A 23,598-nucleotide genomic window follows, 5' to 3' on the forward strand; every position below is an offset into this window, starting at 1 on the left:
TAAACTCGCCCGCGTGACTCTGCGACTGCATGACTCGAAGGCCCAGGCCCTCGTCGATTTCGTCCCCCTCCGCGAAAACGAGGTCGGGATGTACGTCTGCGGACCCACCGTGCAGTCCTCGCCCCACATCGGGCACCTGCGCTCAGCTCTCGCCTACGACCAGCTGCGCCGCTGGCTCGTTTACCGTGGCTACCGGGTCACCCTGGTGCGCAACGTCACCGACATCGACGACAAGATCCTCGCCATCGCCGAGGAGTCGCGGCGCCGCGTCCCCGAGGGTGCCCCGTCCGAGCAGTGGTGGGCGCTCGCCTACCGCGTCGAGCTCGACTTCACCGCCGCGTACACGGCCCTCGGCATTCTTCCGCCCACCTACGAGCCACGCGCGACCGCGAGTATCGCCGAGATGATCACGCTCATCCAGACGCTGATCGAGCGCGGCCACGCCTATCCGGCGCCCGACGACTCCGGCGACGTCTACTTCGACACCCGCTCCTGGCCCGACTACGGCGCGCTCACCCACCAGCGTCTGGAGAGCATGGAGGCGGCGAGCGACGCCGACCCGCGCGGCAAGCGCGACCCGCACGACTTCGCCCTCTGGAAGGGCGCGAAGCCCCAGGAGCCCGAGTCGGCCGCCTGGGCCTCGCCGTGGGGAGTGGGTCGCCCCGGCTGGCACATCGAGTGCTCGGCGATGTCGACGAAGTACCTCGGCACCCAGTTCGACATTCACGGCGGCGGTCTCGACCTGCGCTTCCCGCACCACGAGAACGAGCTCGCCCAGTCCAGTGCCGCCGGCCACGCCTTCGCCAGCTACTGGCTGCACAACGGGCTGGTGTCCGTCGCCGGCCAAAAAATGAGCAAGTCGCTCGGTAACTCCGTCTACGCCTCCGAGCTGCTCGACGCAGCTCGCCCGCTCGTCGTCCGCTACTACCTTGGCTCGGCCCACTACCGCTCCACCCTCGAGTTCCACGACGGGGCGCTCGAGGAGGCCGAGGCGGCGCTGGAGCGGATCGAGGGCTTCCTCGACCGCTCCCGCAGGCGACTGGACGGCACGCGATTCGCCGCACTCGGCGAGCCGCTAGTGCCGGAGGAGTTCGCCGCGGCGATGGACGACGACCTGTCCGTGCCGCAGGCCATCGGCGTCCTGCACGAGACCGTCCGAGCCGGCAACGCCGCCCTCGACGCCGAGGACCTCGGCTCGGTGTCGGCCCTGCGCACCCAGGTGCTGGCAATGGCGGCCGTGCTTGGCATCGACCCCGAGGCGCCCGAGTGGGCGCGCTCTGACGACGAACCCTCGTACCGGGCGCTCAGCGTGCTGGTCGATCGCCTGGTCGCCGAGCGCCAGACCGCGCGGGAGCAGCGCGACTGGGCGAGCGCCGACCGCATCCGAACCGATCTCGCCGCGGCGGGAATCACGATCGAAGACACCCAGACGGGTGCGCATTGGAGTCTCGATGGCGAATAAGCCCGGCCGCCCCGGAGCGGTCCGAAAGAAGAGCAAGGGCAAGGCCGTCGGATCCGGCGGTCAGGGCAGGCAAGCCCTTGAGGGCAAGAAGCCCACGCCCAAGGCGGAGGACCGGCCCTACCACCCCGCCGGTAAGGCGAAGCTCGCACGCGAGCGCTTCGTCGCCGCCGGCGGCAAGGGGAGGCCCGGAGGAGCGCTCTCGGCGGCTGCCCGCGGACAGGGACGCCCGGCGCCCTCGCGCCGACCCAAGAGCGGCGACGAGTTCGAGATGGTGACCGGCCGCAACTCCGTCCTCGAGGCACTGCGCGCCAGCATCCCGGCGACAACCCTGTACCTGGCGACCCGCATCGAGATGGACGACCGGGTCAAGGAGGCGCTCACGATCGCCACCGCACGCGGCCTGCCCGTGCTCGAGATCATGCGCCCCGAACTCGACCGCCTGGCCGGCCCGGACTCGGTGCACCAGGGCCTCGTCCTCAAGGTGCCTCCCTACGAGTACGCGCACCCGAGCGACCTGCTCGAGCGCAGCGTCTCCCGCGGAGCCGTCCCCCTCTTCGTCGCTCTCGATGGGATCACCGACCCGCGCAATCTCGGGGCGATCATCCGCTCGGTCGCCGCGTTCGGCGGACAGGGCGTCATCGTCCCGCAGCGCCGCTCGGTCGGCCTGAACTCGGCCGCCTGGAAGACCTCCGCCGGCGCCGCGGCCCGCATCCCCGTCGCGATGGCCTCGAATCTCACGGCAATGATCAAGGATTTCAAGCGCGACGGCGTCTTCGTGATCGGCCTCGACGGTGACGGCGACGTGTCGCTGCCCGGCCTTGAACTGGCCGACCGCCCGCTCCTCGTCGTCGTCGGCAGCGAGGGGAAGGGTCTGTCCCGCCTCGTCACCGAGCAGTGCGACGCTGTCGTCTCCATCCCGATCAGCTCCGCCACGGAATCCCTCAACGCGGGAATCGCGGCGTCGGTGGCGCTCTACGAGGTATCGAAGCTCCGCGCCGCGTCCGAGTAGGCGCCGACCGCTCGGCCGGCGACGACTCCGAACACGCGAGAGGGCCCGTACTGTGCAGCACGGGCCCTCTCGCGGTGGCGGGGTCAGACGTTCTTCGTCCAGTCGACGTCGGCGTCTTCGTCGGTGAGCTCGGCGTCGCCCGCGGCATCGAGGACGAGGTTCGGCAGCGTCAACGCCTCAGTAGGAGGCGCGATGACAGTCGCCTCGTCACGGCGGTGGCGCAGGATGTCGTTCACGTAGGCGGTGACCGCCTCCGCTAGCGGAACATCCCGTGCTTGCTGCTGCGACATGAACCAGCGGTGCTCGAGCAGCTGGTGGAACATCTCGGCCGGCTCCAGCCTTCCCTTCAGATCCCGCGGAATCGAGCGGATGACGGGCTCGAACACCTGCGCCAGCCATTCGTGAGCCACCATCTCCTCGTCCAGATCCTGCTTGTCGTACGTCGCCGTGTACGAATCGAGGTCGTTCAGGAGCCGTCGCGCCTGGTTCTCTTGCGCATCCAGCCCGGTGAGGCGGAGCAATCGCCGCTGATGGTGGCCCGCATCGACGACCTTCGGCTGGATCCGCACCGTCGAGCCGGCCTCGTCCGTCTTGATTGCCAGTTCTTCGATGTCGAAGCCGAGGTCGTTCAGCCGGTTCACGCGGTCGTTGATCCGCCAGCGCTCCGAGGTCGCGAACGACTCGGCGCCAGTCAGCTCCTTCCACAGACTGCGGTACGCCGCGACGATGCCGTCGGACACGGTGATCGGATCGAGGTCGTCGTCGACGCGCCCGCCCGCTTCGAGGTCGAGCAGCTCACCGGCGATATTGACTCGCGCGATTTCGAGATCGTTCTCGCGCTGGCCGTTCGACAGGCCGCCCGAGTAGAGCTGACCGGTCTCCGCGTCCACCAGGTACGCCGCGAATGCGCCCGCGTCCCTTCTGAACAGAGTGTTCGAGAGCGACACGTCTCCCCAGAAGAAACCGATCACGTGCAGGCGCACCAGGAGTAGCGCCAGCGCGTCCACCAGCCGGGTCGCCGTATCGGGCCGCAGCGTCTGCGAGAAGAGCGCCCGATACGGGAGGGAGAACTTGAGGTGCCGGGTGACCAGCACCGCGGGCAGGGCGTCGCCCTCGTCGTCCGTGCGGTTCGTGATCACCGCGCCGGGTTCCACGCACGGCACGTCGAGGCGTTGCAGCGTCTTGAGCATCTCGTACTCGCGGCGCGACATGTCGGCGGTCGTCTCCTTCACGGCGACAACATGCCCGGAGAGGTGAGCAAACCGGACGGTGTGCCGCGAGATGCCCTTGGGCAGGGCCGCGATGTACTCGTCGGGCCAGTCATCGAGCCGCAGGTTCCACGGCAGGTCGAGCAGGGCGGGGTCGATGGTGGCCGAGGTGATGTTCAAGGAGCCGGACATGGTGCGCCGTTCGTGTCGAGAGTCGGACGGTGGAGCCGAAGACGACGCTGCCGCCGCCCACGAAGGACGGCGGCAGCGAGGTCTCGGTACGAGCGGCGGCTCAGGAGAGGCGCTCGCCCGACTCCGCGTCGAAGATGTGCACGCGGTGGTTCGCGGTCACGTAGACGCGGTCGCCCGCGGTGGGGTGGACGCGGCCGTCGACGCGCGCGACGATGTCGGTGCGGCGTCCCTCGACCTCGGTGTGGCCGTAGAGGTAGCCGTCCGAGCCGAGCTCCTCGATGAGGTCGACCTCGATGGGCAGGCCGCCGGGCTGGGTCGAGACGGTGACGTCCTCGGGGCGAACGCCGAGCGTGACGACCTTCTGGCTCGTCTTCGCGAGCGCCTCGCGGGCGATCGGCAGGACAGTGTCGCCGAACTTGACGCCGCCATCGGTGACGTCAGCGTGGAACAGGTTCATCGCGGGTGAGCCGATGAAGCCGGCCACGAAGACGTTGTTCGGGTTCTCGTAGAGGTCGCGGGGCGAGCCGACCTGCTGGAGGACGCCGTCCTTGAGGACTGCGATGCGGTCGCCCATCGTGAGCGCCTCAGTCTGGTCGTGGGTGACGTACACCGTGGTGATTCCCAGGCGGCGCTGCAGGGTGCCGATCTGGGTGCGGGTGGATACGCGGAGCTTGGCGTCGAGGTTCGACAGCGGCTCGTCCATGAGGAAGACCTGGGGCTTGCGGACGATGGCGCGGCCCATCGCGACGCGCTGGCGCTGACCACCCGAGAGGGCCTTCGGCTTGCGGTTGAGGTAGGGCTCGAGGTCGAGCATCTTCGCGGCCTCGAGGACCCGCGCGGCGCGCTCGTCCTTGTTGACGCCCGCGATCTTGAGCGCGAAGCCCATGTTCTCGGCGACCGACATGTGCGGGTACAGCGCGTAGTTCTGAAACACCATCGCGATGTCGCGATCCTTGGGCGGAACGTCCGTGACGTTGCGGTCGCCGATCAGGATGCGGCCCTCATTGACTTCTTCGAGGCCCGCGAGCATCCGCAGAGAAGTGGACTTGCCGCAGCCGGAGGGACCGACAAGGACGAGGAACTCGCCGTCACCCACCTCGAGGTTCAGCTTGTCGACCGAGGCGCGCGTGGCCCCGGGGTAGACACGGGACGCGTGGTCGAACGTTACGGACGCCATTGTGCTTGCTCCTTCACCGGCAGGTACGTGCCGGACGATCCGAGTGAATGGAAGTGCTGGTCATCGCCACGTGGGCGACATCGACCAACCGTCACAGTATGCCACGGGGCCGACAGTCGTCGGACGGCCGTCGGGTATCCGTCGTTTGGAGGTTTCCCAGGGCTCGCGCGTAGGATTCCGGCGAGTCGCGCCAGGCGGCTCCCTCTTCCCCCTCTCTCATTCGGAGCGTTCTTGTCATGACTACCGGCGGAGCCAACGACCGTCTCTCGAAGAATCAGCGACGAGAGGCCGCCCGAGAGAAGGCGCGTCGCCTGCGCGAGCAGCAGAAGCGCCGAGACCGCGTGAGCCGCTTCGCCCTGCAAGGAGGGCTCGCGGTCGTCGTCATCGCCGTCGTGGCGATCGTCGTGTTCGCCGTGACGTCCAGCATCCGCCCCGCGGGACCCGGACCGGCCAACATGACCAGCGACGGCGTGTTCATCGGCGAGAACATGGTCGCCCGGACCAGCCCGCCCGTCGCGGCTGACGGAACTCCGACGCCGAGTGTCCCCGATACGTCCACCGGCACCGTCGACATCCGCGTCTACCTCGACTACCTCTGCCCCTACTGCGGCCAGTTCGAGATGACCAACGGCGACCAGATCAAGGAGTGGGTGACCAGCGGAGCGGCCACGGTCGAGATCCACCCGATCGCCATCCTCACCACCCGCTCCAACGGCACCAAGTTCTCGGAGCGCTCGGCGAACGCGGCGGCCTGCGTGGCCGATCGTTCGCCGAACTCCTTCTTCGGCTTTAATTCGCTGATGTTCGCCCATCAGCCGCAGGAGGGGACCGACGGACTCTCCGACGCGCAGATGAAGGACTACGCGGCGCAGGCTGGAGTCGAAGACACGGCGAGCGTGAACAGCTGTATCGACGACCAGAGCTTCGTGAGCTGGGTCCGTGCCGCGACCGAGCGCGCCACCTCCGGCCCGCTGCCCGGAACCGACATTCCCGCCGTCACCGCCACTCCGATGGTGCTGGTCAACGGCAAGGCCTACTCCGGCTCGCTGTCCGACCCCGACGCGTTCAGTTCGTTCGTGCTGTCGGCCGCTGCCGACTCCTACTCGTCGGCGTCGCCCGGGCCGTCCTCCCCCGACAGCCCCGCGCCGAGCGAGACGCCGGCGTCCAGCGATGCTCCGGCGCCCAGCGAGGCTCCGGCGCCCAGCGAGAATCCGGCGCCCAGCGAGAATCCGGCATCGACGGAGGCGCCCGCGTCCCCTGAGCCGGCCCCGGCTCCCGCGGGCTGAGCCCCGGCTTCCGCGGGCTGAGCCCGGCTGCCGCGGGATGAGCACCGGCTGCCGCAGGCTGAGCACCGAAGCGAAGGCCCCGACCGCATCGAGCGGTCGGGGCCTTCGCTGTTCGTGAGCCGACGACGGGACTTGAACCCGTAACCGCCCGATTACAAGTCGGGTGCGCTACCAGTTGCGCCACGTCGGCAGGTGCGCTCTCGCGCATGGACACCCTACCGCGGCCCCCGGACCGGCCAAGATTCAGGCACGCGGACGTTCAGGCACGCGGACGCTCAGGGCTCGAGGACGCTGAGGTGCCGCTCGGCGGGAGTGGGACGCTTGGGTCCGCCGATCTTGCCGTCGGGTCGGCCGACGTAGAGCCAGCCGAGCAGCTCCTCGCCCTTCTCGAGGCGGTGCGCCTTCCGCACGGCTGTGGCGCGAGTGTACGAGCCGGTGCGCCAGAAGACGCCCCAGCCCGCCTCGTCCAGCAGGAGGCTCAGGAGGTGGGCGACGCCGGAGGCGACGGCCTCCTGCTCCCACGCCGGCACCTTCGACTTCTTGACGCTGACCACGACGGCCAGGAGCAGGGAGGCGCGGTGGGTCTTCTCGATGTACCGACGCGCATCCTTCTTCGCTCCGGAGGCGACAGCGAAGCTGCGGCCCACCCGGTCTCGGGCGGCACCCCGGATCTCGATGACCCGCCACGGCCGCAACGAGCTGTGGTCGGCGAGACGCGACGCCGCTGAAACGAACGCCGCGATCTCGTCGTGCCCCGGGGCCTCCTGCGTCACCTTCGAGCGTGATCGACGCGCGAGCACGGCCTCGAGCACGGGGGAGGAGGGCATGCTCACTCGCCCTCGGCCTGGAAGTTCAGCGCGATCGAGTTCATGCAGTAGCGGTCGCCGGTGGGCGTGCCGAAGCCATCGGGGAACACATGTCCCAGGTGGGACCCGCAGTTCGCGCACCGAACCTCCGTGCGGACCATGCCCAGGGTGCTGTCCTCGATCAGCTGGACCGCGTCGGGGTTCACCGACTCGTAGAAACTCGGCCAGCCGCAGCCGGAGTCGAACTTGGTGCCGCTCTTGAAGAGCTCAGCGTCGCACGCGGCGCAGGCGTAGAGACCGGAGCGGTGCTCGTCGAGCAGCTCGCCGGTCCAGGGGCGCTCGGTGGCTGCTTCGCGCAGGACCGCGTACTGCTCGCGGTCGAGCTCCTCGCGCCATTCGGCGTCGGTCTTGTTCACGGAATACGACGACATGGGTCTCCCTTGGAATTCTCGCCAGTGTACGGGGGCGGTGCTGCCCTCCTCCTGATCCAACCCACGGCACTGGGGGTGCATTCCGCCTCGGGGAGGCTGTGCAGAAGACTCCCGAGGGTGGTGCCGCGACACGCTCGATCCGGATCGGAGCGCCTGCGCGGCAGCGACCGCGCACCTCCCTACCCTGGGGAGATGAGCAGCACGACGGATCCGGGGATGGGCACCGGTCTCAACGAGCGCGACCTCCGGGTGCTTGCGTTCGAGCGTGAATGGGGCGTCCGATCAGGCGATAAGGACGACGCTATCCGCTCCCAGTTCGGCCTGTCGGCCGCCCGCTACTATCAGGTGCTCAGTGCAGTGCTCGCCTCTCCGGCCGCTCTCGCGTACGACCCGATGCTCGTCACGCGGCTGCACCGCATCCGCGACCAGCGTGCCGGCGCTCGCGCCGCGCGACGCCTCGGGCGCCTCGAGTAGACGAGCTGCTCGAGTCCACCAACGGAAGGCCGGCCGTACCCCCGATGTCGAATACGAAACCGAGCGACCGCTTCGACGAGATCCCGGCGACGGAGGCGCGCGTCGGCGCTCATCGGCGCCCGCCGGCCCCGCACGCCCGTGCCATCGCTCTCGCCTGGGCGGCGCTGGCGACCGGTGTGATCGTGCTCCTGGGATTCATCGGGCTGCTGGTCATCGACGACCGGGTTCAGTTCACCGACGTCTTCACCCCTCCGAGCGCGTCAGTCGAGGCCACCCCGACCGTCGCAGCCACCACCGACCCCGACGTCGCCGTCGCCGTCCTGAACGGTACGGTCGCTGTCGGACTCGCGGCCGGCGCGGGAGACGCCCTGACGTCCGCGGGCTGGAGTGTTCCGACCGTCGCCAACGCTGATACCGAGGACCTCGAGACGACGACGGTCTATTACACGGATCCCGCCCTCGAGGGAGCGGCCCGCGGAATCATCGACTCGCTGGGCACCGGCACCGCCCTGCTCTCGCAGGACTTCGTCGAGACAGGCGCCGTCGTCGTGGTGCTCGGGGCCGATTACGCCGCCGCACAGGGCTGACCCGTTCCCACTGTTACGGGCACGTTTCCTCCGTGTTGAATCTCGGGCAACTCTTTCCGTCGGGGTACCTGTGGGCGCGTCAGCGCGGCGATCGTCGGATTAGTATTCCTGACCAGGCACCAGCATGTCGCTTGTGCCGTGGGCATCACAGCACTGGGGAGTACAGAGATGGCGAACGGAACCGTCAAGTGGTTCAACGCTGAAAAGGGCTACGGCTTCATCACGGTCGACGGCGGCGGACAGGACGTCTTCGTCCACTACTCCGCGATCGACATGTCGGGATACAAGGTCCTCGAAGAGGGTCAGCAGGTCGCCTTCGAGGTCGGCACCGGGTCGAAGGGTCCGCAGGCCGAATCGGTTCGCCCGGTCTAGCCGCCGAGCCTCTGGGGAGCCGTCGTCCGCCTCGCGCGGGCGGCGGCTCCTTCGTGTCGGAGCCTGCGCCAGGTCGCTTGCACTCCTCCACCGTGAGTGCCAGAATCGATCTTGGCACTCGCCCCAGCCGAGTGCCAGCACAGACATTTCACGACGTCCGGGAGGGACGAGAAACACACATGGCCAAGATCATTGCTTTTGACGAAGAAGCCCGCCGCGGCCTCGAGCGTGGACTCAACACTCTGGCCGACGCGGTCAAGGTGACCCTCGGCCCGCGCGGCCGCAACGTTGTCCTCGAGAAGAAGTGGGGTGCCCCCACCATCACGAACGACGGCGTCTCCATCGCGAAGGAGATCGAGCTCGACGAGCCGTACGAGAAGATCGGCGCCGAGCTCGTCAAGGAGGTCGCCAAGAAGACCGATGACGTCGCCGGTGACGGAACCACCACCGCGACCGTTCTCGCCCAGGCTCTAGTGCGCGAGGGCCTTCGCAATGTCGCCGCCGGCGCCGACCCGATCAGCCTGAAGAAGGGGATCGAGAAGGCCGTCAAGGCCGTCACAGCCGAGCTCGTCGCCGGCGCGAAGGCCATCGAGACCAAGGACGAGATCGCGGCGACCGCCTCCATCTCCGCCGCGGACCCCGAGATCGGCGCGATCATCGCCGAGGCGATCGACAAGGTCGGCAAGGAAGGCGTCGTCACCGTCGAGGAGTCGAACACCTTCGGCACCGAGCTCGAGCTCACCGAGGGCATGCGCTTCGACAAGGGCTACCTGTCGCAGTACTTCGTGACCGACCCCGACCGCCAGGAGGCGGTGTTCGAGGATCCCTACATCCTCATCGTCAACTCCAAGGTCTCGAACATCAAGGACCTCCTCCCCGTCGTCGACAAGGTGATCCAGGCGGGCAAGCAGCTGCTGATCATCGCCGAGGACGTCGATGGTGAGGCGCTGGCGACCCTGGTCGTCAACAAGATCCGCGGCATCTTCAAGTCCGTCGCCGTGAAGGCCCCGGGCTTCGGCGACCGTCGCAAGGCGCAGCTCCAGGACATCGCGATCCTTACCGGCGGCCAGGTCATCTCCGAGGAGGTCGGTCTCAAGCTCGAGAACGTCACCCTCGATCTGCTCGGTTCGGCCCGCAAGGTCGTCATCACCAAGGACGAGACCACGATCGTCGAGGGTGCCGGCGACGCCGAGGCCATCGCCGGCCGTGTCGCGCAGATCCGCGGCGAGATCGAGAACACCGACAGCGACTACGACCGCGAGAAGCTCCAGGAGCGCCTCGCGAAGCTCGCCGGCGGAGTCGCGGTCATCAAGGCCGGAGCGGCGACCGAGGTCGAGCTCAAGGAGCGCAAGCACCGCATCGAGGATGCCGTCCGTAACGCGAAGGCCGCCGTGGAGGAGGGCATCGTCGCCGGTGGTGGCGTCGCGCTCATCCAGGCCGGCAAGCTCGCCTTCGAGAAGCTCGAGCTCGCAGGAGACGAGGCGACCGGCGCGAACATCGTGCGCGTTGCCATCGACGCTCCGCTCAAGCAGATCGCGCTGAACGCTGGTCTCGAGCCGGGCGTCGTGGCGGCCAAGGTCCGTGAGCTGCAGACCGGTTGGGGCCTCAACGCCGCGACCGGCGAGTACGTCGACCTGATCGCCGCGGGCATCATCGACCCGGTCAAGGTCACTCGCTCCGCTCTGCAGAACGCGGCGTCGATCGCCGGTCTCTTCCTCACCACGGAGGCCGTCGTCGCCGACAAGCCCGAGAAGAACCCGGTCGCAGCGGGCGGCGACCCCACCGGCGGCATGGACTTCTGAGTCCAGCCCCACCACGCAGAAGGCGGTTCCCCTCCGGGGGAGCCGCCTTTTGCGTGTGCGGGTCGTGCGCGAGTCTTGGGCTCGCGGGATCGCGTTCGGCTCGCGGAATCCGTCGATTCCCGCGAGCCGGAGGTGTTTCCGCGAGCCCGAGGTTGCGGCGGGCCGGACGCCGGACGAGGCGGGTCAGACGGAGGCGGGGGAGGTCTCGCCGTTGTGGCCGACGGTCAGCAGCGGCAGAGCCACGCGGAGGGTCGCGCCTCCGCCCGGAGTCTCGACGACATCGACGCGGCCCTTGTGCGCGGCCACAATCGAGGACACGATCGCCAGGCCCAGGCCGCTGCCGCCGGTCTCGCGGGTCCGTGAGGTGTCCGCGCGCCAGAAGCGCTGGAAGATCTTTTCGCGGATCTGCGGCGGGATGCCCTCGCCGTGGTCGATGACCTCGAGGAGCGCGAGGCGCCGTGAGCGGTCCACGGCAACGCCGATTTCGATCGGAGTGTCCTCGGGTGTGTAGCGGACAGCGTTGCCGATCAAGTTGGTGAGGACCTGGCGGATCTTGTTCTCCTCGGCCATCACCATCGCGGGGACGCCCGGCTCCTCCGGGGGCGCCGCGGTACCGGCGGCGATCTCCTCGGCATTGACCCAGCGCGGGCGACGGCGGAAGCGCGCGAGCCGCGCGCCGGCCGCTGCAATCGGGCCGGTGAGGCCCGGGTTCGTCAGCTCCATCGTCTGGGTGGCGGAGGCACCGACGTCACCAGACTCGAGCGCCGGAGTCTCAACGGGGGTGTCGTCTCGGGTCTCGACGCCGAAGTCGCGGTCGGGCCAGGAGGCCATCGCGTCCATCGCTGCGTCTCGCGCGAGCGGCATCAGGTCGACCGGAGCGAGCGCGAGCGGCTTCGTCTCGTCGAGGCGGGCAAGTTCGAGCAGGTCTTCGACCAGGCCGCCCATCCGGATCGCTTCTTTCTCGATCCGCTCCATCGCCTGCCCGACAGCCTCGGGCGTCTGCAGCGCGCCCATCCGGTACAACTCCGCATATCCGCGGACTGAGACGAGTGGAGTCCGCAACTCGTGGCTCGCGTCGCCGACGAAGCGGCGCATCTGGTCGATGGTGCGGGCGCGATCGCGGAAGGCGGAGTCGATCCGTCCGAGCATCGCGTTGAGGGAGCGGTTGAGGCGCCCGACCTCGGTGTTGGGCGTCGTGCCGTCCAGGCGCTGGCTGAAATCGCCGTCGGCGATGGCGGCTGCCGTCTGCTCAACCTCGCGCAGTGGAGCGAAGGTGGTCGTCACGAGGAGGCGAGTGAGGAGAGCTCCGATCACGACGATGGCCACTCCGAAGCCGAGGAAGATCGTGAGGTAGATCGTCATGATGTTGTCGACGCTGCGGGTCGAGACGGCCAACAGAAGCGTCTGGTACTCGGCGCCCCTCGTGAACACCGTGGACATGACGTGGTATTCGACTTTGCCGTTGGAACTCCAGATCTCCATCGGCTTGTCGCCGCCCTGCAGGGCCTGCTCGAGCGTGAACGTCTCCGGGAAGGCGGGGTCGGCTGCGCTGGACGCGTTGGTGTTGTCCAGAGCGCCGTACTGGTCGTACACGGCGCCGAAGTCGGCTTTGGAGTCGTCGATCGCGGCGAGGTCACGGACGGAGAGCTCGCTCGCGGTTCTCTGGATCTGGTCGGCCAGCTGTGCGTCGAGCTGTGCGACGAGTTGGGGCTTGAGCATCGTCATCGTGCCGATGCCGGAGACGAGGAGCCCCAGTGTCAGCAGGAGGACCGTGACGGCGGTGATCTTCGTACGCAGCGAGATGGAGTTCCACCGCTCGGCCAGACCCTGATGCATGGCGGTGGAACTCCCTCGAGGATCGGCGACGCCGCGTCTGTGCTGGAGACGGACGCCGAAGCGGCGGAGGCTAAGCCTTCGCGACCTTCAGCATGTACCCGAATCCTCGCTTGGTCTGGATGAGCGATTCCTCCGAATGTGTATCGAGCTTACGTCGCAGGTACGAGATGTAGGACTCGACGATGCCCGCATCGCCGTTGAAGTCGTATTCCCAGACGTGGTCGAGGATCTGCGCCTTGCTGAGCACCCGGTTGGGATTGAGCATCAGGTAGCGCAGCAGCTTGAACTCGGTGGGGCTGAGCTCGACCGGCTCGTCGCCGACGAGGACCTCATGAGTGTCCTGATCCATCGTCAGCTCACCGGCGCGGATAACCGCATCCTCCTCGGCGTGCATGGTGCGGCGCAGGATCGCCTTGATCCGCGCAACGATCTCGTCGAGGCTGAACGGCTTCGTGACGTAGTCGTCACCGCCCACGGTGAGGCCCGTGATCTTGTCCTCGGTATCGTCCTTCGCTGTGAGGAAAAGAATGGGGGAGGTGTAACCGGCCGAGCGGAGGCGCTTGGTCACCCCGAAGCCGTTCATGTCGGGGAGCATGACGTCGAGAATGATCAGGTCCGGCTCCTCCTCGAGGACCGCGGAGATCGCCTGCGCTCCGTTGCCGACTGCGCGCACGGCGAAGCCCGCAAAGCGGAGGCTCGTGGTGAGCAGGTCTCTGATGTTGGGCTCGTCGTCGACAATGAGAATGCGGGGTCCGTCCATGCAAGACAGTATCTGGCCGTCGTCTGTACGGAGTCTGGGAAGCGGTTGTCCGGCGCTCGAAGATCGTCTGAAGGCGCCAGAATGCGGATCAGGGTTGGCGACGACGGCGTCGGACGCCGGCGATGAGCACTCCGATCATCAGCAGAATCGCGATCGGGAGGCCGACGAGCGGAAGGGCGATCACAAAGCTCCACAGCGGACCGGCGTAGTCGCGCACGCCGAACGCCGGTGCCACCAGGACCGCGAGGAAGGCGAGCACCGAGACGACGATGATCGCGATGAACATGAAGGCGAGCGTGCGCTCCGCGCGTCCGATGCCCGCCGGCTCCTGTGGCTTCACCCGTCAAGGATAGGGCGGGGCCGGTCGACTAAACTGATGGCTGCTTCATTTCCAGGAGGGGTCTGCATGCCTACCGGCAAGGTCAAGTTCTACGACGAGGAGAAGGGCTTCGGCTTCATCAGTACCGATGAGGGCCAGGAGGTTTTCTTGCACGCGTCCGCGCTGCCCGCCGGGACCGCGGTGAAGGCCGGCGTCCGGCTCGAGTTCGGCATCGCCGACGGGAAGCGAGGTCCACAGGCGCTCTCGGCGCGGGTCCTCGACGCCCCGCCGAGCCTGGCGAAGCTCAACCGCAAGTCCGCGGACGACATGTCCGTGATCGTGGAGGACACGGTCAAGCTGCTCGACGGGATCGGCGCCGGCCTCAAGCGCGGCCGCTATCCCGATAAGGCGCACGGGCGCACGATCGCGGTGCTTCTGCGCCGCGTCGCGGATGAGCTCGATGCCTGACGCCGACGGCACGACCGCCGAGCGCGGACCGCTCGAGGTGGACGCTCCGATCCAGGAGCAGGCTTGCGTGGAGGAGCCGGCCGCCGTCGAGGTCGAGGATCTCATCGAAGACGCGGTTCCCGATACCGAGGGCGCGCCGGTGGAGGAGGCGGTCGTCTTCGCTCCCGAGGTCGTTCCCGAGCCCGTGTTCGAGGCGGACCAGGTGCTCGCGGCATCGCTCGACGTCGCACGGACGGCTCTCGCCGAGATCGCTCCCGCCGGGACCATCGGAGAGCTGGTGACGACCCTGGTGCAGGGCGAGCACATCGTGTCGCTGCAGTTCGCCAACCTCATGCGCGGGTATCCGGGCTGGCTGTGGACGGCCACGCTGTCCCGGATCGACGAGACCGAGGACGTCACCGTGCTCGAGGTCGAGCTGCTGCCCGGCGAGGGGGCGGTGTTGGCTCCGGACTGGGTGCCGTGGTCGGTGCGTCTCGCCGACTACCACGCCGCGCAGGACGTGCTGGGCGAGGAGATCGAGGACGCGGATGACGATGACCTCGATGACGAGCCCGACCTCGATGACGAGCCCGACCTCGATGACGACTCCGAGGAGGACGAGTCGGACGACGACTCCGACGACGCTCCGGACCAGGACTACTCCGACGATCTGGACGAGGACGACTCGGACGACGATCCGGAGGAGGACGACGAGCCCGACTCCGCTCCCGCCCCGGCTGCGCGTCGCCGCCGTCGCCGACGCTGATCCGGTCCGGCCCCGCTCAAGGAGCATCGATTCCGACACCCCCTTCGCCTACTCCGCGGCGCCGCGCGCTCTTTCGGCCAGGTGTTACTCCCGACAGCCCTGGCGGACGTGACAGGGCGGCGAGCTGCACCGGTCACATGCGTGCCCCCTCGCCTCGCTCGCCCCTGAACGCCGCGCTGACCCCGTTCTGGGCGAAGCCGACCCGCACCGACGCGCTCGGCAGCCCGATGCCGACCAGGGGTGATCGACACCTCGCGGATGCGGGAGTTCGGCTCCACTCGGGGCTACCGCCACGGAAAGTCCGACACCCTCAGCACCCGGTGATGTGCGCTCCCCACCGGGGACGCGGCGATTGCCTGCGGCACCCCTGTCGAGCGGCTTTCGGAGTTCGCCGGACTGCGGGTCCGGCTCGAGCTCGAGGCGGACGGCACGGACCTGCGGAGGGAATCGGCCGCGCTTCAGCGTCGGTTGCGGCTTCAGCGTCTGTTGCGGCTGTAGAACAGTCCGATCGTGCCGAGGACCAGTCCGATCACGACGGTCGAGAGCGCGACCGGCTCGACGACGACTCCGACCGCAGCCGCCACGAGTACAGCGACGAGGGCACTCGCCCAGACGATGCAGCCGACGAGCAGCGCGGTCGCATCATCGCTCGCGGAGGGCGGCGGGCTAGGCCGCCGCTCCTGCTCGCGCAGCCAGAACCGCATCTCGGGCCTCAGACCGCCAGGCGTTCGAGGACGTAGTCGATGCAGCCGAGGAGGGAGCGGACGTCGTCCGGCTCGATCGCGACGAAGGTCGCCACCCGCAGCTGATTGCGGCCCAGCTTGCGGTACGGCTCTGTGTCGACGATCCCGTTCGCGCGGAGGATCTTCGCGACCAGCGCCGCATCGACGGAGGCATCGAAGTCGACGGTCGCAACAACCTGCGAGCGGTGCTCGGGCACCTCGACGAATGGGGTCGCGAGGCTCGACGCCTCCGCCCAGTCGTAGATCGCGGAGGAGGACTCGGCCGTCCGCGCCGAGGCCCAGGAGAGACCGCCCGAGGCGTTCATCCACTCGAGCTGCGACTCCATCAGCAGGAGGGTCGAGAGCGCGGGAGTGTTCAGGGTCTGGTTCAGGCGCGAGTTGTCGACGGCGTTCTTGAGGCTCAGGAACTCGGGAATGTAGCGCCCACTCGCAGCGATCCGCTCGATCCGCTGGATCGCCGCGGGGGAGAAGAGGCCGAACCACAGGCCGCCGTCAGAGGCGAAGTTCTTCTGGGGAGCGAAGTAGTAGACGTCGGCCTCGGCGATGTCGATGTCGATCCCGCCGGCCGCGCTGGTCGCGTCGATGACGGTCAGGGCGCCCTCGTCGCCGTGGACCCGGCGCACGGGCGCCATCACTCCGGTACTCGTCTCGTTGTGCGGCCAGGCGTAGACATCGATCCCCTCGACGATCTCGACCTCGCTTCGCGAACCCGCGGCGGCGGCGACGACGTGCGCCGGCTCGAGGAAGGGCGCGGAGGCGGCGGCGGCGAACTTCTGGCCGAACTCGCCGAAGGTGAGGTTCTCGGCGCGGCGCTCGATCAGAGAGAACGCGGCGGCGTCCCAGAAGGCGGTCGAACCGCCGTTGCCGAGCAGGACTTCGTAGCCCTCCGGAATGCGGAATAGCGTGGCGAGATGCTGGCGCACGCGGCCGACGAGGTCCTTCACCGGGGGTTGGCGATGCGATGTCCCGAGGAGGTGTGCGCCCTCGGTCGCGAGGTGGGCGAGTTGGTCGTGCCGCACCTTGGACGGGCCGCAGCCGAACCGTCCGTCGTGCGGGAGCAGCTCGCGAGGAATGGTGAGGTCCGGCATGCGTTAATACTAGGGTTCCCGGCCCGCACCCCTCCTCCGAGCGACGGAGGTGTGCGTCCTGCCGCAGCGCCGATGCTGCGACGTCACGCCTACTAGGGTGGAGCGCGCCGAGACGGGAAGGCTGAGATGACGGATCTGATCGACACGACCGAGATGTACCTGCGCACCATTCTCGAGCTCGAGGAGGAGAACATCATCCCCCTTCGCGCGCGCATCTCGGAGCGGCTCAGCCACTCGGGACCCACTGTGTCGCAGACGGTGGGACGCATGGAGCGCGACGGCCTCGTCGTCGTCTCGGGTGACCGCCACCTCGAGCTCACCTCCGACGGCCGCCGCAAGGCGATCCACGTGATGCGCAAGCATCGCCTCGCCGAGCGTCTGCTGCACGACGTCATCAAGCTCGACTGGGAGTTCGTGCACGAGGAGGCGTGCCGCTGGGAGCACGTGATGAGCGAGCAAGTCGAGCGTCGCCTCCTGGAGATGCTCGATCACCCCACGGAGTCGCCCTACGGGAACCCGATCCCGGGACTCGACGAGCTCGGCGACACCCCCGCCTCGCGCTTCGCGGACGGAGTCATCAACCTGCCGCGGTTCGTCGCCGGATCGACCGAGCCGCGCCGTGGCGTCGTGCGACGCCTGGGTGAACCGGCGCAGGTCGATCCGGAGCTGCTTCTGCAGCTTAAACAGGCGGGCGTTGTCCCCGGCGCCGAGGGTGAGTTCTCGGCGGTGAACGGTTACGTGCTCGCCCGCATCGATGGTGCCGACGCGGGGATCGAGCTGCCCAACGAGGTCGCCGCGCACATCTTCGTCGTCGTCTGACGGGTCCTGTACCCCTCGCCTGCGCAGACTGTGTCTCCGCGACCGCGCTTGTACCGTATCCGGTGACGGGAGAGCGGTCTCTTTCCACCGAGAAGATGACAAATCGGTAACGGTCGCTTACGCTCTGTGGAGCCCTGCGGCCGACCCTCGGTCACGGGGCGCGGGATCCGACGCCCCCACACCCGTCTCGGATGCCGTGCACACCGATGCTTCGTGCAAGAGACGGGACAGCTGCCTGGGCTGAGGGGACGTCGGAGGATCTCCCCCTTGCCCCACAATTCCGTCACCCCGAACGACGGCGCCGGCTCACCCGACCGGTTCCGCTCCACCCATCCCGACCGCTCCGGCGACGCGACCTTCGAGAACCGGCCCCCGGTGATCCGCGCCCGGATCCACGGGGACGCCCCCGTCTCCCGCCGGGCCGTGCCCGCAGCCCCCGCTCGCCGCGCGGACATCACCGACTTCGTGCCGTCGCCGGCCGGGACTCCCCGCAAGCGCCGAGGCCGTGTCGTCGGCAAAGTTGTGATGGTCGGCTTCGCCGGCGCACTCGTTGCGACCATGGCTCTTCCCGCCTACGCCTTCGCCCCCGGCAGCCAGAACGACGGCCTGTTCGCCGCCTCGCGCGCCGACCTTCTCCGCCAGGGCTCGGCCCAGACCGTCGCAGTCGACGGCGGAGTGGTGCAGGCAGCGATTGCGCGCGATGGCTTCTCGGCCGAGGCCGCGCCGCCGCCGCCCCCTGCACCCGAGCCCGAGCCCGAGCCCGCCGTGGTCGCGGAGCCCGTCGTCGACACCACCGATGTCGCCGAGGCGCGTGCCGAGACCGCCGAGGAGTTCACCGCCAACTCCGGAGCCTCCGCGAGCGAGGTCGCCGCGGCCGCCCCGACCACGAGCTACAGCCTCTCGGCCGTGTTCGCTACCGCGATGCAGTACCAGGGCGTGCCCTACGTCTTCGGCGGAGCCCGTCCGAACGGCTTCGACTGCTCCGGCTTCGTGATGTACGTCTTCGCGCAGTACGGCATCTCGATGCCGCACTCGGCAGCAGGCCAGGGCGCTATGGGCACCCCCGTCTCGCTCGCCGACGCCCAGCCCGGGGATCTCGTGATCATGGACGGCCACGACGGCTTCTACGCCGGCAACGGCAACATCCTGCACGCGCCGTACGAGGGCGCGAGCGTCCGCGTGCAGCCGCTGTGGACCTCCGACTACCGGATCGTGCGGATCAACGGCTGATCGTCGATCCGCCGAGAGAGCCCGTCCCCTCACCAAGGGGCGGGCTCTCGTCGTTCCCGCGTGTGAACGCCGCGTGACGAATCTCGACTGAACCCTGGTGTTCCGCGCGTGAAGGGTTAACCTGAACCTCAGTCCGCTCGCACAGCGAACGGATCCATTCGTCGAGGGACGGAGTGCCGGGATGGCCGAGCGGAGCGGGCACCACAGCGTGGCTCTGCTCTCGCGCGTGCAGCCGGCCGACTCGATACACGCGCGGGTCCTCGCCGCGACGGTGCAGTCCTCCGACACGCGGATACGATTCCACGCCATCACGCGGCTCTGCGCCGTGGCCCCGCAGGGCGCCGTCCTCACGACGGCGCCCTTGCTTGTGGTCGCGGCGGCTCCGCGGGGCGGCGTGCGACAGCACGGAGGTCACTGATGCGCACTCTGGTTCTCAACGCCGGTTACGAGCCGCTCGCGGTGGTGTCGTTCAAGCGGGCGCTGGTTCTGCTGATGACCGAGAAGGCGACCGTCATCGCCGCGGACGAGGGCAATCCGGTGCACGGCGCGCGCGGCGACTACGTGCGGCCCTCGGTGATCGTGCTGACGCGCTACGTTCGGATCCCGAGCGGCCGCAACGTGCCGGTGTCTCGCCGGGGAGTGCTGCGCCGCGACAACCACCGCTGCGGCTACTGCGGGCAGCACGCGGCGACGATCGACCACATCCAGCCCAAGTCGCGTGGCGGACGGGACACCTGGGAGAACCTCGTCGCCTGCTGCCAGCGCTGCAACAACCTCAAAAGCGACCGCACCCCGCACGAGATGGGCTGGCGGCTGCGTACCGTCCCTCGGATGCCGCGCGCCGGCTCCTGGCTCGTCCGCGGCGCGGAACGGACGCTACCCGCCTGGGACGACTACCTCGCCCCCGCGGCCTGACGGGTCGCGGTCGCACCGCTGGCGGCGTTGTCGTCGGGCGCGATACCGCCGGTATCGCTTCCTCCTCCGCCTTGCCAGCGGCACGACCGCGATCCGTCAGGTGCTGGTGGTGTTGTTGTCGGGCGCGGTACCGCCGGTATCGCTTCCTCCTCCGCCTTGCCAGCGGCACGACCGCGATCCGTCAGGTGCTGGTGGTGTTGTTGTCGGGCGCGGTACCGCCGGTATCGCTTCCTCCTCCGCCTTGCCAGCGGCACGACCGCGATCCGTCAGCACAGGGAGCTGTGCGTGACGGGGGCTATTCGTTGTCGTTGCCGGTGTTGGTGCTGGCGTTGCCGGGGCGCTCGCCGGACCAGGTCCAGTTCGCGACCTCGGGGAGGTCCTCGCCGTGCTCGCGTGTGTAGGCGCGGGCGCGGATGCGGGCGTCCTGCATGTCCTGGCGGAGGCCGGCGGCGCGGGCGCCGAGGCCGGGCGTGCGGTCGATGACGTCGATCACCAACGAATAGCGGTCGAGGTCGTTGAGCATCACCATGTCGAACGGAGTGGTAGTGGTTCCGTTTTCTTTGTAGCCGTGCACGTGCAGGTTGTCGTGGCCGGTGCGCTTATAGGTCAGGCGGTGGATCAGCCAGGGATAGCCGTGGTAGGCGAAGACGACGGGGCGATCGGGGGTGAAGATCGCGTCGAACTCCTGATCGGAGAGACCGTGCGGGTGCTGCGACTCCGACATCAGGCGCATCAGGTCGACCACGTTCACCGTGCGGATCGCGAGGTCCGGGAGCTTCTCGCGGAGGATGCTGACGGCCGCGAGAGTCTCGAGCGTCGGCACATCGCCCGCGCACGCGAGCACGACGTCCGGGGACTCGCCCTGCCGCTCGCTGCTCGCCCACTCCAGGATGCCGAGGCCGCGCGTGCAGTGGGTGACCGCCTCCGACATGGTGAGCCACTGGGGCGAGGGCTGCTTGCCGGCGACGACCACGTTGACGTAGTCGACGCTGCGGAGGCAGTGGTCGTACGTGGAGAGCAGGGTGTTCGCGTCGAAGGGGAGGTAGACGCGGACGACTTCGGGCTTCTTGTTCAGGACGTGGTCGATGAAGCCCGGGTCCTGATGGCTGAAGCCGTTGTGATCCTGGCGCCAGACATGGCTGGAGAGCAGGTAGTTCAGGCTCGCGATCGGGCGGCGCCACTCGATGTCGCGGGTCCCGTCGAGCCACTTCGCGTGTTGGTTGAACATCGAGTCGATGATGTGGATGAACGCCTCGTAGCAGGTGAAGATCCCGTGGCGGCCGGTGAGCAGGTAGCCCTCGAGCCAGCCCTGGCACTGGTGCTCCGAGAGGACCTCCATGACGCGTCCGGCCCGGGCGAGGTGGTCGTCGAGCGGGCTGAGTTCGGCGTCCCACTGCTTGTCGGTCGCGGCGTAGACAGACTGGAGTCGGTTGCTGGCGACCTCGTCGGGTCCGAACAGGCGGAAGGTGGTCGGGTTGGCGCGGATGACGTCGGCGAGCCACTCGCCCAGCACCTTCGTGGCCTCCGCGACGGTGCCGCCGGGCTGCTCCACTACCACCTCGTAGCGGCGGAAGTCGGGCAGGTCGAGGGTCTGCCGCAGGAGCCCGCCGTTGGCGTGCGGCGTGGCGCTCATCCGCAGGTCGCCCTCGGGAGCCAGCGAGCGGACCCGGTCCGCGATGCCGCCGCTCTCGGTGAACAGCTCCTCGGGTCGGTAGGAGCGCAGCCAGTCCTCGAGCAGGCGGGTGTGCGCCTCGGTGTCGCGGGCGTTGGGCAGCGGGACCTGGTGCGCGCGGTAGGTGCCCTCGACCTGGACGCCGTCGATCTCGGTCGGGCAGGTCCAGCCCTTCGGGGTCTTCAGCACGATCATCGGCCAGGCGGGTCGGCTGAGGTCGCCCGCAGCGGCGCGTTCCTTGATCGCGGCGATGCGGTCGAGCACCGTGTCGAGGACATCGGCGAAGCGCTCGTGTACGCGCATCGGGTCCTCGCCGTCGAAGCCGCCCTCGACGAGGAACGGCTCGTGGCCGTAGCCGCGGAGGAGGCTGTCGAGCTCTTCGTGAGGGATGCGGGCGAGGATGGTCGGGTTCGCGATCTTCCAGCCGTTCAGGTGCAGGATCGGCAGTACCACGCCGTCGGTGAGCGGGTTCACGAATTTGTTGGAGTGCCAGCTGGTGGCGAGCGGGCCGGTTTCGGCCTCACCGTCGCCGACGACCGCCGCGACCAGGAGGTCCGGGTTGTCGAAGGCGGCTCCGTACGCGTGACTCAGCGCATACCCGAGCTCGCCGCCCTCATGGATACTGCCCGGTGTCTCGGGTGCGGCGTGGCTGGGAATGCCGCCGGGGAAGCTGAACTGGCGGAACAGGCGGCGCAGCCCCTCCTCCGACTCATCGATATGGGAGTAGATCTCGCTGTAGGTGCCGTCGAGGTAGGCGTTCGCGACCATGCCCGGGCCGCCGTGGCCGGGACCGGTGATGTACAGGGTCGGCTGGCGGCGCTCCCGGATCGCACGGTTGAGGTGCGCGTAGATCAGGTTAAGTCCGGGAGTCGTGCCCCAGTGGCCGAGCAGGCGGGGTTTGATGTCGTCTCGGCTCAGCGGGGTCGTCAGGAGCGGGTTCGCCAGAAGGTAGATCTGCCCGACCGCGAGGTAGTTGGCGGCGCGCCACCAGGCGTCGACCGTGTCGAGCGTGTCCTGGGTCAGCTCGGCATCGGAGGGTCGGGGCACCCAGCTGTGCTCGGGAACGGGCAGGAGGGACGGAGCGGGGGAGTCGGGCATGTCCTCACGGTGGCACCCGGGGGTCCGGGGCGGAAGGGCCTTGTGGCACTCCGACCCGGACCGGCGGGTCAGCTGGTGCGCGGGGTGGCGCGGCGCAGGATCGCCCAGCCCGCGACTGCGGCGAGGGCGGTTGGGATCAGCGACAGGGCATAGCCGCCCGCGTAACCGACGCTGGCGAAGAAGGAGCCGACCGCCGGCCAGCTCCCGGTGAGCGACAGGAGGGCGATCACGGCCAGCACCAGGGCGCCGAGGATCCCGAAGAAGAGCAGCATCTCGCGCTGGCGCCAGCGCACGAAAACCGCGGCGGTCGCCGCTCCGATGAAGAAGAAGAACAGCAGGGTGCAGAGCACCGCGATGGCCTGCTCGAGCACGGAGTCGCCGCCGAAGTAGATCGAGCGGAAGAAGCTGCCGCCGAAGCCCCACCCATTGCTGGCCCTCTCCACAATGCCGAGGACCACGAAGACCGCGGTGTAGAAGACCGACAGGCCGATGAAGGTGAGGGCGGTGCCGACTCCGCGAATCCCTTTAAGCCGGCGACTAGGATCGAGAATCCGGTAAGAGCGACCACGCAGCAAATCGACACCACTAACACAGAAAGTGAGTAATTTCACTTGAAACGCATCGCTGCACTGTCGCCGCAGTGGCGAAGATCGCAAGTTCGAGCTTGAGCAAAGCCCCCCGACTACTAGAGCCACGCGCTCACGGGTGTCTCGCCGGGTCGACACGCCGTCATCGCCGGCGAACCGAGTGTCAAGCTGCTCGCGCCGGCTTGCACGAGCAGCCCAACAATGGCGGTGAGCAGAATTGTCATCGCGCTGACAGCATTGCATATGAAGGCTTATCCAAAATTCGGGTAGGACTTTACAAAAACCGTGGTCACAGGCTTGTTCGATGAGCGCGCAGAGGAAGTTCGCATAAGCCTCCTGGCGTTCTAGGTGGTGGTTGAAAGTTGCTCTTCAATCAAAGCGGATCAGCCGGTGTTCTTCGTGACCGACACGCGGGAATTCATTTCAGTCAATGAGGTTTTACATAAGCGTCCTGGTTCTCGGTAACGGCGCACCAACACCACCGCCCGATGGTCACAATTGCTGCCTACGAC

The 23,598-nt window shown here is 68.3% G+C and carries 24 protein-coding genes and 1 tRNA gene; 13 read left to right on the forward strand and 12 right to left on the reverse strand.

Going from position 1 to position 23,598, the window contains the following annotated elements; all coding sequences use genetic code 11:
• The first annotated feature begins 13 nt into the window (after nucleotides 1-13).
• Together cysS and rlmB are read left to right on the forward strand one after the other, a co-directional pair.
• Entirely contained in the window at nucleotides 14-1,462 is a 1,449-nt protein-coding gene (cysS, locus tag A6122_RS03765; RefSeq protein WP_068251800.1) for a cysteine--tRNA ligase, read from the forward strand.
• A complete protein-coding gene (gene rlmB, locus A6122_RS03770) occupies nucleotides 1,452-2,471 on the forward strand; it encodes a 23S rRNA (guanosine(2251)-2'-O)-methyltransferase RlmB (RefSeq protein ID WP_068251803.1) in 1,020 nt (339 codons plus the stop codon). Before cysS ends, rlmB begins: the two co-directional genes overlap by 11 nt.
• 83 nt (nucleotides 2,472-2,554) lie before the next feature.
• Here rlmB and A6122_RS03775 read toward each other — a convergent pair whose 3' ends face one another.
• Nucleotides 2,555-3,871, reverse strand: coding sequence for a DUF4032 domain-containing protein (locus A6122_RS03775; protein WP_068251804.1), 1,317 nt, complete (start codon nucleotides 3,869-3,871; stop codon nucleotides 2,555-2,557).
• Between the two features lie 100 nt (nucleotides 3,872-3,971).
• Nucleotides 3,972-5,048, reverse strand: a complete 1,077-nt coding sequence (locus tag A6122_RS03780; protein WP_068251805.1) for an ABC transporter ATP-binding protein — start codon at nucleotides 5,046-5,048, stop codon at nucleotides 3,972-3,974.
• A 236-nt stretch (nucleotides 5,049-5,284) separates the two neighbouring features.
• On the opposite strand from A6122_RS03780, the gene A6122_RS03785 reads away from it, so the two are divergent.
• Nucleotides 5,285-6,334 (forward strand): DsbA family protein, encoded by a 1,050-nt coding sequence (locus tag A6122_RS03785; protein WP_068251806.1) that lies wholly within the window; start codon nucleotides 5,285-5,287, stop codon nucleotides 6,332-6,334.
• 117 nt (nucleotides 6,335-6,451) lie between these two features.
• Here A6122_RS03785 and A6122_RS03790 read toward each other — a convergent pair.
• The 3 genes from A6122_RS03790 to msrB all read right to left on the reverse strand — a co-directional run bounded on the left by A6122_RS03790 (nucleotide 6,452) and on the right by msrB (nucleotide 7,571).
• A tRNA-Thr gene (locus A6122_RS03790) sits at nucleotides 6,452-6,524 on the reverse strand.
• 85 nt (nucleotides 6,525-6,609) lie between these two features.
• On the reverse strand, nucleotides 6,610-7,161 hold the full coding sequence (locus A6122_RS03795; protein ID WP_068251809.1) for a nitroreductase family protein: 552 nt from the start codon (nucleotides 7,159-7,161) through the stop codon (nucleotides 6,610-6,612).
• Between the two features lie 2 nt (nucleotides 7,162-7,163).
• Nucleotides 7,164-7,571 (reverse strand): peptide-methionine (R)-S-oxide reductase MsrB, encoded by a 408-nt coding sequence (gene msrB, locus A6122_RS03800; protein WP_068251811.1) that lies wholly within the window; start codon nucleotides 7,569-7,571, stop codon nucleotides 7,164-7,166.
• Between the two features lie 192 nt (nucleotides 7,572-7,763).
• On the opposite strand from msrB, the gene A6122_RS03805 reads away from it, so the two are divergent.
• From A6122_RS03805 to groL, 4 genes are all read left to right on the forward strand, one after another.
• Nucleotides 7,764-8,045, forward strand: a complete 282-nt coding sequence (locus A6122_RS03805; RefSeq protein WP_068251812.1) for a DUF3263 domain-containing protein — start codon at nucleotides 7,764-7,766, stop codon at nucleotides 8,043-8,045.
• A gap of 44 nt (nucleotides 8,046-8,089) precedes the next feature.
• Complete coding sequence (locus A6122_RS03810; protein ID WP_068251813.1) at nucleotides 8,090-8,632, forward strand: LytR C-terminal domain-containing protein; 543 nt, start codon at nucleotides 8,090-8,092, stop codon at nucleotides 8,630-8,632.
• A 168-nt stretch (nucleotides 8,633-8,800) separates the two neighbouring features.
• A complete protein-coding gene (locus A6122_RS03815; RefSeq protein WP_068210468.1) occupies nucleotides 8,801-9,004 on the forward strand; it encodes a cold-shock protein in 204 nt (67 codons plus the stop codon).
• A 179-nt stretch (nucleotides 9,005-9,183) separates the two neighbouring features.
• On the forward strand, nucleotides 9,184-10,806 hold the full coding sequence (gene groL / locus A6122_RS03820) for a chaperonin GroEL (RefSeq protein WP_068251814.1): 1,623 nt from the start codon (nucleotides 9,184-9,186) through the stop codon (nucleotides 10,804-10,806).
• Nucleotides 10,807-10,989: 183 nt separating this feature from the next.
• Here the strand turns inward: groL and A6122_RS03825 are convergent, their stop codons facing one another.
• The 3 genes from A6122_RS03825 to A6122_RS03835 form a co-directional block, all read right to left on the reverse strand.
• Nucleotides 10,990-12,642, reverse strand: a complete 1,653-nt coding sequence (locus A6122_RS03825) for a sensor histidine kinase (RefSeq protein ID WP_068251815.1) — start codon at nucleotides 12,640-12,642, stop codon at nucleotides 10,990-10,992.
• Nucleotides 12,643-12,712: 70 nt separating this feature from the next.
• Nucleotides 12,713-13,402 (reverse strand): response regulator transcription factor, encoded by a 690-nt coding sequence (locus tag A6122_RS03830; protein WP_055787731.1) that lies wholly within the window; start codon nucleotides 13,400-13,402, stop codon nucleotides 12,713-12,715.
• An 88-nt stretch (nucleotides 13,403-13,490) separates the two neighbouring features.
• Complete coding sequence (locus A6122_RS03835) at nucleotides 13,491-13,742, reverse strand: hypothetical protein (RefSeq protein WP_237358228.1); 252 nt, start codon at nucleotides 13,740-13,742, stop codon at nucleotides 13,491-13,493.
• 66 nt (nucleotides 13,743-13,808) lie between these two features.
• Between A6122_RS03835 and A6122_RS03840 the strand changes: the two genes are divergently transcribed.
• Together A6122_RS03840 and A6122_RS03845 are read left to right on the forward strand one after the other, a co-directional pair.
• Nucleotides 13,809-14,189 (forward strand): cold-shock protein, encoded by a 381-nt coding sequence (locus A6122_RS03840; RefSeq protein WP_068251819.1) that lies wholly within the window; start codon nucleotides 13,809-13,811, stop codon nucleotides 14,187-14,189.
• Nucleotides 14,182-14,934 (forward strand): DUF3027 domain-containing protein, encoded by a 753-nt coding sequence (locus A6122_RS03845; protein ID WP_084415798.1) that lies wholly within the window; start codon nucleotides 14,182-14,184, stop codon nucleotides 14,932-14,934. Before A6122_RS03840 ends, A6122_RS03845 begins: the two co-directional genes overlap by 8 nt.
• A gap of 476 nt (nucleotides 14,935-15,410) precedes the next feature.
• Here A6122_RS03845 and A6122_RS03850 read toward each other — a convergent pair whose 3' ends face one another.
• Together A6122_RS03850 and serC are read right to left on the reverse strand one after the other, a co-directional pair.
• Nucleotides 15,411-15,638 (reverse strand): DUF2530 domain-containing protein, encoded by a 228-nt coding sequence (locus A6122_RS03850; RefSeq protein ID WP_068251822.1) that lies wholly within the window; start codon nucleotides 15,636-15,638, stop codon nucleotides 15,411-15,413.
• 8 nt (nucleotides 15,639-15,646) lie between these two features.
• Nucleotides 15,647-16,765 carry a phosphoserine transaminase gene (gene serC, locus A6122_RS03855; protein ID WP_068251825.1) on the reverse strand — a complete coding sequence of 373 codons (1,119 nt, stop codon included), beginning with the start codon at nucleotides 16,763-16,765 and terminating at the stop codon, nucleotides 15,647-15,649.
• A gap of 126 nt (nucleotides 16,766-16,891) precedes the next feature.
• Between serC and A6122_RS03860 the strand changes: the two genes are divergently transcribed.
• The 4 genes from A6122_RS03860 (at nucleotide 16,892) to A6122_RS03875 (ending at nucleotide 19,729) form a co-directional block, all read left to right on the forward strand.
• Nucleotides 16,892-17,584, forward strand: coding sequence for a metal-dependent transcriptional regulator (locus A6122_RS03860; RefSeq protein ID WP_068251827.1), 693 nt, complete (start codon nucleotides 16,892-16,894; stop codon nucleotides 17,582-17,584).
• Nucleotides 17,585-17,851: 267 nt separating this feature from the next.
• On the forward strand, nucleotides 17,852-18,814 hold the full coding sequence (locus A6122_RS03865; protein ID WP_068251829.1) for a C40 family peptidase: 963 nt from the start codon (nucleotides 17,852-17,854) through the stop codon (nucleotides 18,812-18,814).
• A gap of 181 nt (nucleotides 18,815-18,995) precedes the next feature.
• Nucleotides 18,996-19,232, forward strand: coding sequence for a hypothetical protein (locus tag A6122_RS03870; protein ID WP_068251830.1), 237 nt, complete (start codon nucleotides 18,996-18,998; stop codon nucleotides 19,230-19,232).
• Complete coding sequence (locus tag A6122_RS03875; protein WP_068251831.1) at nucleotides 19,232-19,729, forward strand: HNH endonuclease; 498 nt, start codon at nucleotides 19,232-19,234, stop codon at nucleotides 19,727-19,729. The genes A6122_RS03870 and A6122_RS03875 overlap by 1 nt, the downstream gene beginning before the upstream one ends.
• A gap of 295 nt (nucleotides 19,730-20,024) precedes the next feature.
• Here the strand turns inward: A6122_RS03875 and A6122_RS03880 are convergent, their stop codons facing one another.
• On the reverse strand, nucleotides 20,025-22,499 hold the full coding sequence (locus A6122_RS03880; RefSeq protein WP_068251833.1) for a phosphoketolase family protein: 2,475 nt from the start codon (nucleotides 22,497-22,499) through the stop codon (nucleotides 20,025-20,027).
• A 68-nt stretch (nucleotides 22,500-22,567) separates the two neighbouring features.
• Nucleotides 22,568-23,110, reverse strand: coding sequence for a hypothetical protein (locus A6122_RS03885; RefSeq protein ID WP_146085069.1), 543 nt, complete (start codon nucleotides 23,108-23,110; stop codon nucleotides 22,568-22,570).
• Nucleotides 23,111-23,598 lie beyond the last annotated feature (488 nt).

It is taken from the genome of Rathayibacter tritici, from assembly GCF_001641005.1.
Classification (GTDB): Bacteria; Actinomycetota; Actinomycetes; order Actinomycetales; family Microbacteriaceae; genus Rathayibacter; species Rathayibacter tritici.

Bases quoted from the DNA above. Each gene is read 5' to 3' on its own strand.
- A6122_RS03880 (WP_068251833.1), bottom strand. From the start codon at position 22,499: ATGCCCGACTCCCCCGCTCCGTCCCTCCTGCCCGTTCCCGAGCACAGC.
- A6122_RS03780 (WP_068251805.1), bottom strand. From the start codon at position 5,048: ATGGCGTCCGTAACGTTCGACCACGCGTCCCGTGTCTACCCCGGGGCC.
- A6122_RS03775 (WP_068251804.1), bottom strand. From the start codon at position 3,871: ATGTCCGGCTCCTTGAACATCACCTCGGCCACCATCGACCCCGCCCTG.
- A6122_RS03830 (WP_055787731.1), bottom strand. From the start codon at position 13,402: ATGGACGGACCCCGCATTCTCATTGTCGACGACGAGCCCAACATCAGA.
- serC (WP_068251825.1), bottom strand. From the start codon at position 16,765: ATGCCGGACCTCACCATTCCTCGCGAGCTGCTCCCGCACGACGGACGG.
- A6122_RS03805 (WP_068251812.1), top strand. From the start codon at position 7,764: ATGAGCAGCACGACGGATCCGGGGATGGGCACCGGTCTCAACGAGCGC.
- A6122_RS03825 (WP_068251815.1), bottom strand. From the start codon at position 12,642: ATGCATCAGGGTCTGGCCGAGCGGTGGAACTCCATCTCGCTGCGTACG.
- A6122_RS03860 (WP_068251827.1), top strand. From the start codon at position 16,892: ATGACGGATCTGATCGACACGACCGAGATGTACCTGCGCACCATTCTC.
- rlmB (WP_068251803.1), top strand. From the start codon at position 1,452: ATGGCGAATAAGCCCGGCCGCCCCGGAGCGGTCCGAAAGAAGAGCAAG.
- A6122_RS03875 (WP_068251831.1), top strand. From the start codon at position 19,232: ATGCGCACTCTGGTTCTCAACGCCGGTTACGAGCCGCTCGCGGTGGTG.
- msrB (WP_068251811.1), bottom strand. From the start codon at position 7,571: ATGTCGTCGTATTCCGTGAACAAGACCGACGCCGAATGGCGCGAGGAG.
- A6122_RS03795 (WP_068251809.1), bottom strand. From the start codon at position 7,161: ATGCCCTCCTCCCCCGTGCTCGAGGCCGTGCTCGCGCGTCGATCACGC.
- A6122_RS03815 (WP_068210468.1), top strand. From the start codon at position 8,801: ATGGCGAACGGAACCGTCAAGTGGTTCAACGCTGAAAAGGGCTACGGC.
- groL (WP_068251814.1), top strand. From the start codon at position 9,184: ATGGCCAAGATCATTGCTTTTGACGAAGAAGCCCGCCGCGGCCTCGAG.
- A6122_RS03845 (WP_084415798.1), top strand. From the start codon at position 14,182: ATGCCTGACGCCGACGGCACGACCGCCGAGCGCGGACCGCTCGAGGTG.
- A6122_RS03850 (WP_068251822.1), bottom strand. From the start codon at position 15,638: ATGCGGTTCTGGCTGCGCGAGCAGGAGCGGCGGCCTAGCCCGCCGCCC.
- A6122_RS03785 (WP_068251806.1), top strand. From the start codon at position 5,285: ATGACTACCGGCGGAGCCAACGACCGTCTCTCGAAGAATCAGCGACGA.
- A6122_RS03810 (WP_068251813.1), top strand. From the start codon at position 8,090: ATGTCGAATACGAAACCGAGCGACCGCTTCGACGAGATCCCGGCGACG.
- A6122_RS03870 (WP_068251830.1), top strand. From the start codon at position 18,996: ATGGCCGAGCGGAGCGGGCACCACAGCGTGGCTCTGCTCTCGCGCGTG.
- A6122_RS03840 (WP_068251819.1), top strand. From the start codon at position 13,809: ATGCCTACCGGCAAGGTCAAGTTCTACGACGAGGAGAAGGGCTTCGGC.